Here is a 9,937-nt window from a genome sequence, read left to right on the forward strand (position 1 = left end):
CAAGAGCAGGACGCCGGCCCGGCAGGGCGGCTACCGCCCGGCGGCGCGGCTCGGGGTGCGGCAGCTTTACGGTGGCCCGGCGGCCCCCCGGCGATCCGCTGCCCATGTGCCCCGCCCGGAGCCCGTCCGCCCCGGCCGGGACCCGCCGCCGGGCCGCCGCCCGTACGCCGCGGTCAACGTCAGGGCCAGCAGGGCCGCCGCGCCGAGGCCCGCCCCGAGGCGCAGTCCGGGCGGGCGGAACGTGCAGTCCAGGGTGGTGGCGCCGGTCGCCTCGGTGGCGATCAGACCCAGATGGTTCGTGGCCGGTCGTCCGTCGCAGGTCCAGCCCGGGATGCGGGGCGCCGCCACGACGAGGAGGCCGCGGGTGCCCGGGGGCAGTTCGGCGTGGACGCCCCGGGAGGTGACCCGGACCGAGACGGCGCCGGTCGCGCGCAGCCCGGCCACGGCCGCCGCCAGCCGGGCCCGGTCCAGGCATCCGACCCGCTCACCCGGAGCAGGGACCGCGCCGCGGCCGGTGAGGGTGACCGGCGTCGCGGCGACGCGCTGGGTGCCGAGCGGCGCCATCGCAGCGCGCCGCCTGGGCAGTCCGCCCCGCAGCTCGGCCCCCGGCCCGTCGCCGAGCCGAGCGGTGCCGGTGAAGTCCGGTGCCCAGACGAAGACGTCGCTGCCGACGGGGCAGATCCCGTCCGCGGGCAGGGTGTAGACGCGGGCGCCGAGCAGCAGCTCCTGGTTGCGGAACGGCGAGGAGCCGTATCGGGACCGCTCGGGAAGCGGCCGTACGGTCACCAGCGGGGGCTCGGCGCCGGCCCGTACGACCTCCACTTCCCGGCCGCCCTTGCCGGCCCGAACCCGCGCGCCGACCGAGAACACCGCGTCCGTGACCGGATTGTCCAGGCTCTGCAGGTTGCGGCCGTTCGACGTCCAGCCGCCGCCGAGCGCGGCGAGCGTCCGGGTGAGCACGTCCGGGGTGTGGCTGCTGTAGTACCCGGCGCCCTGACCGCCCATCAGCAGCGGGTCGTTTCCGGTGATCTGCTCGCGCCCCGGATCGGTCCGGTACGCGGGCCAGCCGTCCGCCGCCGCCACCGCGGCCGCCCGTGCCTGGTGCCGGGCGTCCCACGCCGGGTATTCGTCCATCCGGCCGAGGCGCTGCCGGTCGGCGTAGGCGGTGGTCGCCGCCGCCTGACCGACGAGCGTCCCGCACAGCAGCACCGCCGCCACCGCCTCGTACCGCCCGCGCCGCGCCAGTCCCAGTCCTGCCCCTACCGCCACCAGCCCGGCACCGGCCAGCGGCAGTGTCCACGCGGTCAGCAGCTCGCTGCCCGCGGCCGCGCACACCGCCGCCAGGGTGAGCACCGCCGCCCCGCCGAGCAGAGCGCGCCGCCCTGGCCGGCTGTGGGCGAGCCCGGTCCAGGCCGTCATGACGACGATCCCGGCGAGGACGAATGTCTGTCGGTAGGGACTGCCGTTCGGGGTGGCGAACACATGCCACACCAGATGCGTCGGCCCCCACTGGAAGGAGACGGCGACGGCGACGGTCAGCCCGGTCCAGATCCACCGCTCCCGCCCGGGCACGTTCCGGTCGAAGGCGAGCGCGGCGGCGAGCAGCAGCGCGCCCGTGCCGAGGAACAGCGCGGGGGTGAAGAAGCTGTACGTCGCCGGAAGCGTCCGGGCGAGCACATCCGGCCAGCTCGCCGCCGCGAACTCCCGCCGCCAGCCAGGGTAGGCGTGCCGCGAGCCGAGGAAGACCGGTACGAGTACGGGCGCGGCGAGCGCGACGCCGAGCAGAACCGTCCCGGTGGTGCGTACGACGACCCGGGCCCTGGCCCGTACCGGCAGGTCGTCCGCGGTGGCGAGCCGTGCGAGCAGCACCAGCGCGGCGCCGAGGGTGGCCATGTACGCGGTGTAGAAGTTGGCGGTCCAGGCGAGGGCGACGACCACCGGTCCGAGCACCCGGTGCCGCCGCTGCCGTACCCACTCGCCGACCAGGCACAGCAGCGGGAAGGCGATCAGCCCGTCCAGCCACATCGGGTTGTACGACGCCTCGACGACCGCCCAGCCGCACAGCCCGTACGACGCCCCCAGCACGGCGGCCCCCCACCAGGGCCCGCCCGTCCGCTGGGCGCGCAGCAGCGCCGTCATCGCGGCCGCCGCCCCCGCCGTCTTCAGCAGCGTGACGACGTACACGGCGAGATCGATGTCGTCCCGTGGGAAGAGCCCGACCAGCAGCGCGAACGGGCTGGTCAGATACGTTCCGAGGTCCGGCAGGAAGCTGGTGCCGTAGCCGGAGCGCCAGTTCAGCAGCAGCCCTCCCTCGGCCCGCCCGTGCAGCAGGTCCCACAGCTGGGCGTGGTACGGCACGAACTGGTTGCCCAGGTCGTTGACGCTGCGCGTCTTCGGCCCGAAGGGGAAGACCCTGGCGACGGCGTCACCGGCCCCCACCGCGAGCGCGGTGAGCAGCCCGGCGAGCGCGGCCGCACGGGTGGAATGGAAGCGCATGATGGTTCGAATATGCCCTTGCGGAAGGTGAAATGGGCGGCGCCGGAATGCAGTTCACGCGATGGTCGTCTGCTTGCCGACGGGGCGCCATGTGCCGAATCCGCCCCCGACATTCCCATGGGCTGTCGTTACCGGCGTGCTGATCTCGATTGTGGTCCCGTGCTTCAACGAAGAGGAGATCATCGGCCGCTTCCACGACCATGTGACGGCGGAGCTCTCCCGGGGCGAGGGAGAATTCGAGCTGGTCTACGTGGACGACGGAAGTCACGACCGTACGCTCCCGATCCTGGAGGAGATCGCCTCCACCGACCCGCGTGCCCGGTACGTCTCCTTCAGCCGCAACTTCGGCAAGGAGGCAGCCATGCTGGCCGGCCTCCAGCACGCCGACGGCGACGCGGTGGTCATCATGGACGCCGACCTCCAGCACCCGCCGGAGCTCGTCCACCGTATGCTCGCGCTGCACGCCGAGGGTCACGACCAGGTCGTCGCCCGCCGCACCCGCACGGGCGACCGGGTCACCCGCACCCTGACCGCCCGCGCCTACTACTGGCTGATCAACCGCCTGGTCGACGTCGAACTCATGGACGGTGTCGGAGATTTCCGTCTCCTGTCCCGTCGCACGGTCGACGCGGTCCTGGAACTCACCGAGTACAACCGCTTCTCCAAGGGCCTTTTCGCCTGGGTCGGATTCCGTACCACCACATTCGAGTACGAGAATGCGGTACGTGAACAGGGCCGCTCCAAATGGACCTTCGGAAAGCTGCTCAACTACGGCCTCGACGGGCTGCTTTCCTTCAACAACAAACCCCTGCGCGCCGCGCTCTACCTCGGCCTCCTGCTCGTCTCCCTCGCCACCGCCTACGCCACCTGGATCGTCGGCGTCGCCCTGGTCGACGGCGTGGACACGCCGGGCTACGTCACGCTCCTGGTGATCGTCACGGCGCTCGCCGGGGTCCAGATGGTGATGCTCGGACTGGTCGGCGAGTACGTCGGCCGTATCTACTACGAGGTGAAACGCCGCCCCCACTTCCTGGTGAAGGCGGCCAGCACCGGCGTGCCACGCCAGCCGCGCCGGGAGGAGCTGCTGCGACGGTGAGGACGGGTGAGGAGACGATGCGGACCCGGGGCCAGATCCTCCGCTTCGCCCTGGTGGGCGTCGTGAACACGGCCACGTACTACGCCCTCTACCTGCTGCTGAAGAACTGGCTGCCGTACGTGGCGGCCCACGCGGCCGCCTTCGTCCTGAGCATGACCGGCTCGTTCTTCCTGACCACGTACGTCACGTACCGCACCCGCCCGACCTGGCGGAAGTTCCTCCTCTTCCCCCTGACGAACGCCACGAACTTCGTCGTCACCACCGCCGGCGTCTACCTCCTGGTCGACCTCGCCGGCCTCTCCGACCGGTACGCCCCCCTGCTCGCCGCGGCCGCCGCGATCCCCGTGACCTTCCTCGTCTCGCGAACGATCATGCTCCGGCCCGAGACTCCTCGAACGCGTGACTCGTTGGACGAAAACAGTGGCTTCGAAGTAGTGGCCCAGGCCACTACGACTGCCTACCATCGATCACCGCAAGGTCGTCCACACTGACGCACGACCGCCGGGAGGCTCCTTTGCACCGCCGCACCGCATCCGCCCTCTCCGCCGCGCTGCTCGCCGCGGCCCCGCTGCTCACCGCCTGCGGCAGTGACGCCCACCCAGGAGCGGCGGCGGTCGTCGGTGGCGACCGGATCGAGGTGGCCGCCCTCCAGGAGCAGGTGCGGGACGTGCGGACCGCGCAGGAGGCGTCCCCGCAGGCCGAGCAGCTGGTCAAGGCCACCGGCGACCTCAGCCGCGAGAAGCTCAACGTCATGATCTTCGACCGGATCGTGGAGCGCGTCGCCGACGACCACGGCGTGAGCGCCACCCGCAAGGAGATCCAGCAGACCCGCCAGGAAGCCGCGGACCAGAGCGGCGGCGAGGAGCAGCTGGCCGCCATGCTGCTCCAGTCGCAGGGCGTCGCCCCCGACGAGATCGACACGGCCGTCCGCCGCCAGATCCTGATGAACAAGGTCGCCGCCAAGCTCGGCGTCGGCAACACCCCGGAGGGCCAGCGCAAGCTCGCCGAGGTGTTCGCCGCCGCGTCGAAGTCCCTCGACATCGACGTGAACCCCCGCTACGGCTCCTGGGACGACGAGAAGATCCAGCTCGGCACGTACACCGCGCCGTGGCTGCGCCAGCTCACCAAGCAGCCGCAGCCGGTGGAGGCCGGTGCGTAGCGGGTGCCGTGGCTGCGTCGGCTGACCAAGCGGCCGCAGCCGGTGGAGGCCGGTGCGTAACGGGTGCCGTGGCTGCGTCGGCTCATCAAGCTGCCGCAGCCCGTGGAGGCCGGTGTGTAGCGGGACGTAGGGTCGAGGGGTGAACGCTGAAGCCCCCGTCGAGCCCGGCCGTATCGTCCTGCTCACCGCCAGCCACCGCGTCGCCCCCGGCCTCCTGTCCTGGCCGGCGTGGCAGACCCTGCGCGCCGCCGACCGTGTGCTCTGCCCCGACCCGTCCCACCCGCAGCTGCCGTACCTGCGGGAGGCCGGCGTCGAGGCGGAGACCGTGACCCCGACCGCCCAGGAACTCGTCGAGGCCTGCGCCGGCGGGCGGACCGTGGTCGTCGTCCCGTCCGGCGAGGGCGACCGGGCACTCACCGACGGGCTCGCCAGGATGGCCGGCTCGGGCCGCGTCAGCATGCCCGACCTGGAGCTGCTCCCCGGCTCGTACGACCTGCCCGGCTCCCGGCTCCTCGACCTCGTCCAGGTCATGGACCGCATCCGCCGCGAATGCCCCTGGTCCTCGCAGCAGACCCACAAGGGCCTGGCCAAGTACGGCATCGAGGAGGCGTACGAACTCGTCGAGGCGATCGAGGACGGCGACCGGAACGAGCTGCGGGAGGAGCTGGGCGACGTCCTGCTCCAGGTCGTCTTCCACTCCCGCATCGCCGAGGAGGGCCGCGAGGAGGACGGCGCCGAGCCGTTCTCGATCGACGACGTCGCCGGCACGATCGTGGAGAAGCTGATCCACCGCCACCCGCACGTCTTCGGCGACGAGCACGCCGAGACCCCGGAAGAGGTCAAGGAGCACTGGCTGCGCACGAAGGCCGCCGAGAAGCAGCGGGCCTCGGTGACGGACGGCGTCCCCCTGGGCCAGCCCGGCCTCGCCCTCGCCGCGAAGCTCGCCTCCCGGGTCCGCACGGCGGGTCTGCCGGTGCCGCTGCCCTCCGGCGACGGCGTCGGCTACGAGCTCCTCGCGATGGCGGCCCGCGCGGAGGCGGAGGGCGTCGATCCCGAGGCCGCGCTGCGCGCCGCGGCCCGTACGTACCGCGACGCGATCAGGGCGGCGGAGGGCCACGCGGGTTAGTACGGTGGCCTCAGGGCCGTACGGGGGTGGGAGCGATGAACAACAGCGTGTCGGGCGGTTCGGCGAGGGACGTCGTCCAGGCCGGCTCCATCGGCTCGGTCTCCTTCTACACCCAGGGCCACAGCGCCCTGCCGGACCCGTCCCACTGGCCGCTCTTACGGGACGCCGCCCGCGTCGACCCGGGGGTCAAGGGCTCGGACACCCTGCCCTACCTTTCCCGCGACCGCGGCCTTGAGCTGGCCGGCCTGATCGCGTCCGGCGAGCACCCGCTCGTCCTGGTCACCGGCTCGCCCCTGACCGGCAAGACCTTCACGGCCTGGGCGGCCCTGCGCTACGCCCTGCGGGACCACCAGGTCTGCGCCCCGTCCCCCGGCGCCGACCTCCGCGTCCTGCCGGACCTGATCCGCGCCCGCCCGGGCTCGTACGCCCTCTGGCTCGACGACCTCACCCGCCACCTCGGCGACCACGGCCTCGACCACGGCCTCCTGGCGCAGCTCTCGTCCCTGGCGGTCCCGGTCGTCGCCACGATGTCCGACCAGGAATACGGCGAACACCGCTTCGGCTCGGCCGCCCACGCCCAACTCCTGCGCCGCGCGCGGACGGTGGCACTACCCCGCGAGTGGAGCGAGACGGAGCTCCGGGGCCTGGCGGAGAGCCCGAACCCCCGGCACCAGGACGCGCTGAAGTGGCGGGGCGGGTCCGGGGTGACGGAGTTCCTGGCGGTGGGGCCGGAGCTGTGGAGCGAGTGGCAGTGGGCGAAGAGGAACCATCCGTTGGGGCACCTTCTCGTGCGGGCGGCTGTCGATGTGGGACGGTGCGGCTACGTGGGCCCGATCCCTGAGGACGAGCTGTTCGACATGTGCAGGTACTACAAGGAGTACGACGCAGCCGTCGGCCGGGAGACCTTCGAGGACGCCCTTGCGTGGGCCACCAAGGCCAGACTTGGTGTCACCGGCCTGCTCGTGGCCGGGGGAGCGCAGGAGGCCTGGCAGGTGTACGGCTCCCTGGTGGCGGAAGCGGTGCGCGCACCTGACCTGCCGCGTGCGCCTTTCGGCGCGTGGATCCACGCGGCCCACGAGGGTGACGACACCGACCGGAGCGCAGTCCTGACAGCTGCCGTCGAGGCGTACCGACCGGAGGTCGAGCGGGGTGACGGCCGGGCCATGTATTCGCTCGCCCTGTTGCATGAGGACCACGACGAGGAGGAGGCGCTGCGCTGGTACCGGAGGGCGGCCGACACGGGACACGGGTACTCCCTCCTGCGGGTAGGTAACCAGCTGGCCGCGCAGGGCGAGTACACCGAGGCGCTCACCTACCTTCAGCGCGCCGCCGGGACCGGGGACCCGCACGCCGCCTCCCGCCTGGGGGAGTTCCTGCGTGACCGCGCCGAGCACTGGCTGCGCGTCGGCGTCGAGGGTGGCAGCGTCCGAGCGGCGTACGTGCTGGGCGACATGCTCGTCGGTACCGGCGCCACGGACGAGGCCTTGCACCTCTACCAGAAGGCGGCGAAGAACCGGTTCCTCAAAGAAACCGTCGCCGCCAGCCTCGGCACCCTCCTCCACCACACCGGCGACCTCACCGAGGCCGAAAGCTGGTACCGCATCGGCGTCGAAGCGGGCGGCCCCCGCGCCATGCGCGGCCTCGCCGCCCTCCTCCGCCCGAAGGGCGGCATCGACGCCGCCGAGGCCGAGTCCCTCCTGCACCGCGCCGCGGAGGAGGAGGCTGACGGTCAGGCCTGAGAGCCCCGCCGCCGGGCCACCTCGGTCAGATCGACGTCGATGTCGAAGGGCACGGACAGCTTGAGCCGGTCGTGGTGGATGCCGGTGACGGCGTAGGTGTTGGTGGCCGGGTCGAGTTCGTAGACGAAGACGGTCGGCAGTCCGTCGTTCTTTTCCACCCGCCAGAAGTGAGGGATCCCTGCTGCCGCGTACTTACGAGGCTTGATGCCGCGATCCCGCTCAAGGGAGTCCGTCGAGACGACCTCGACCGCCAGCTCGATATCCGTGGGGTCGAACCAGGTCTGGTCAGGGTCGGGGACCGCTGTCACACGTACCGCCATAGGTCGGGCTCTGGCCGGTCCCGCTTCCCGAGCTTGGTCGACATCTCACGGATGATCTCGACGTCCGACGGCGCCTGGGCCAGCAGGAGACCCCCCAACAGCCGCAGCGTCGCCATGTGGAAGTAGGTCTGCGGACTCCTGAAGAACAGGCCCCCGTCGAGCAGCTCGGTGTGCGGCGGGAGTCCAGGCATTCTGTCCAGGTCGTCCGCCGTCCACCCACCGACAGGAGGAGGCGGGAAGTCGTACCGCAGCTCCGGCTGTTCCCCGACGTCGTCGCCATCGGCTGCCGCACTCGTCATCGCTCCCATGGGGCGGAGTCTGGCGCGTACGGTCAGCGTACCCAGCCCGACCTCGGACGGATCGCCCGAACGAGTGGGCGCCCCCCCCGCTCCCGTTACCGTCGTCCCATGCACGACGCCAAACCCCCCGCCCCCGAGCTCTTCACCTGGGAGTTCGCCACCGACCCGTACCCGGCCTACGCCTGGCTGCGGGAGCACTCGCCCGTGCACCGGACCAAGCTTCCCAGTGGGGTCGAGGCGTGGCTCGTCACGCGGTACGGGGATGCCCGGCAGGCTCTCGCCGATCAGCGGCTCAGCAAGAATCCGGCGCATCATGACGAGCCTGCGCACGCCAAGGGGAAGACAGGGATCCCCGGGGAGCGCAAAGCCGAACTGATGACGCATCTGCTCAACATCGATCCGCCGGACCACACCCGGCTGCGGCGGCTCGTGTCGAAGGCGTTCACACCCCGGCGGGTCGCCGAGTTCGCGCCGCGGGTGCAGGAGCTGACCGATCGGCTCATCGACGGGTTCATCGAGAAGGGGTCGGCCGACCTCATCCATGAGTTCGCCTTTCCCCTCCCCATCTACGCCATCTGCGACATGCTCGGCGTCCCGCGCGAGGACCAGGACGACTTCCGGGACTGGGCCGGGATGATGATCCGGCACGGCGGCGGGCCGCGCGGTGGGGTCGCGCGGTCGGTGAAGAAGATGCGGGGCTATCTCGCCGAGCTGATTCACCGTAAGCGGGAGAATCCGGGCGACGATCTCATCTCCGGACTCATCAAGGCGTCCGACCACGGCGAGCACCTGACCGAGAACGAGGCCGCCGCCATGGCGTTCATCCTCCTCTTCGCCGGGTTCGAGACCACCGTCAACCTCATCGGCAACGGCGTCTACGCGCTGCTGCGCAACCCCTCCCAGCGCGAGCGGCTCCAGCGGTCGCTCGCCGCGGGGGAGAGCGAGCTGCTGGCCACCGGTGTCGAGGAACTCCTGCGCTACGACGGGCCCGTGGAGCTCGCCACCTGGCGGTTCGCAACCGAGGCGCTGACGCTTGGCGGGCAGGAGATCCAGGCCGGCGATCCCGTACTGGTCGTGCTCGCGGCGGCCGACCGGGACCCCGAGCGGTTCGCCGAGCCGGACACGCTCGACCTCGCCCGTCGCGACAACCAGCATCTGGGGTACGGGCACGGCATCCACTACTGCCTCGGCGCGCCGCTCGCCCGCCTGGAGGGGCAGACCGCGCTGGCGACGCTGCTGACCAGGATGCCGGATGTGCGACTTGCGGTCGATCCGGACGATTTGCGGTGGCGTGGAGGGCTCATCATGCGTGGATTGCGCACACTTCCGGTGGAGTTCACACCGGCTTCCACGCCCCCGGAAGCTGACGCTCCATCAAGAATGTGACTTTTACGTGATCTCCGCTGCATCGACTTGTGACTGACGTTCGAATGCCGCTACGTTCACCGTCAATCTCAACCGATGTCCCAGTAGTCACACGGAAGGTCCACCGCATGCGCTCCGGGAACGGACGGCACCGTAGACCCCGCCAGGCCCCCGCCATCGTTGTCGCCGCGGGGGTGACCGGCTCGGCCATCGCCCTCCCTCTGCTCGGCGCGGGCTCCGCGTCCGCCGCGGAATCCGCCACGTGGGACCGGGTCGCCGAGTGCGAGTCGGGCGGCCTGTGGAGTGCCGACTTCGGCAACGGGCAGTACGGCGGCCT

The 9,937-nt window shown here is 71.6% G+C and carries 8 protein-coding genes and 1 pseudogene; 7 read left to right on the top strand and 2 right to left on the bottom strand.

Features of this window, described 5'->3' with window-relative positions; all coding sequences use genetic code 11:
* Nucleotides 1–66: 66 nt before the first annotated feature.
* The gene (locus IEZ01_RS15185) at nucleotides 67–2,496 is read right to left on the bottom strand and encodes a YfhO family protein (RefSeq protein ID WP_019886970.1); all 2,430 of its coding nucleotides are present in this window, start codon (nucleotides 2,494–2,496) and stop codon (nucleotides 67–69) included.
* Nucleotides 2,497–2,632: 136 nt separating this feature from the next.
* Here IEZ01_RS15185 and IEZ01_RS15190 point away from each other — a divergent pair, with 136 nt between their 5' ends.
* The 5 genes from IEZ01_RS15190 to IEZ01_RS15210 all read left to right on the top strand — a co-directional run bounded on the left by IEZ01_RS15190 (nucleotide 2,633) and on the right by IEZ01_RS15210 (nucleotide 7,616).
* Entirely contained in the window at nucleotides 2,633–3,592 is a 960-nt protein-coding gene (locus IEZ01_RS15190) for a glycosyltransferase family 2 protein (RefSeq protein ID WP_028797620.1), read from the top strand.
* Nucleotides 3,593–3,609: 17 nt separating this feature from the next.
* Nucleotides 3,610–4,083 (top strand): GtrA family protein, encoded by a 474-nt coding sequence (locus IEZ01_RS15195; RefSeq protein ID WP_040875495.1) that lies wholly within the window; start codon nucleotides 3,610–3,612, stop codon nucleotides 4,081–4,083.
* A gap of 23 nt (nucleotides 4,084–4,106) precedes the next feature.
* Nucleotides 4,107–4,751 (top strand): SurA N-terminal domain-containing protein, encoded by a 645-nt coding sequence (locus IEZ01_RS15200; RefSeq protein WP_019886966.1) that lies wholly within the window; start codon nucleotides 4,107–4,109, stop codon nucleotides 4,749–4,751.
* Between the two features lie 139 nt (nucleotides 4,752–4,890).
* A complete protein-coding gene (locus IEZ01_RS15205) occupies nucleotides 4,891–5,877 on the top strand; it encodes a nucleoside triphosphate pyrophosphohydrolase (protein WP_189202104.1) in 987 nt (328 codons plus the stop codon).
* A 35-nt stretch (nucleotides 5,878–5,912) separates the two neighbouring features.
* Nucleotides 5,913–7,616 (top strand): tetratricopeptide repeat protein, encoded by a 1,704-nt coding sequence (locus IEZ01_RS15210; protein ID WP_189202106.1) that lies wholly within the window; start codon nucleotides 5,913–5,915, stop codon nucleotides 7,614–7,616.
* Here the strand turns inward: IEZ01_RS15210 and IEZ01_RS15215 are convergent.
* Nucleotides 7,607–8,244 (bottom strand): annotated as a pseudogene (locus IEZ01_RS15215) (Uma2 family endonuclease). The gene IEZ01_RS15210 and the pseudogene IEZ01_RS15215 sit on opposite strands and share 10 nt — an antisense overlap.
* A gap of 99 nt (nucleotides 8,245–8,343) precedes the next feature.
* On the opposite strand from IEZ01_RS15215, the gene IEZ01_RS15220 reads away from it, so the two are divergent.
* Together IEZ01_RS15220 and IEZ01_RS34935 are read left to right on the top strand one after the other, a co-directional pair.
* A complete protein-coding gene (locus IEZ01_RS15220; RefSeq protein WP_189202108.1) occupies nucleotides 8,344–9,621 on the top strand; it encodes a cytochrome P450 family protein in 1,278 nt (425 codons plus the stop codon).
* 107 nt (nucleotides 9,622–9,728) lie between these two features.
* A partial coding sequence (locus IEZ01_RS34935; protein WP_229832966.1) for a transglycosylase family protein occupies nucleotides 9,729–9,937 on the top strand: 209 nt, incomplete at its 3' end.

It is taken from the genome of Streptomyces purpureus (assembly GCF_014648195.1).
In the GTDB taxonomy this organism is placed as follows: Bacteria; Actinomycetota; Actinomycetes; order Streptomycetales; family Streptomycetaceae; genus Streptomyces; species Streptomyces purpureus.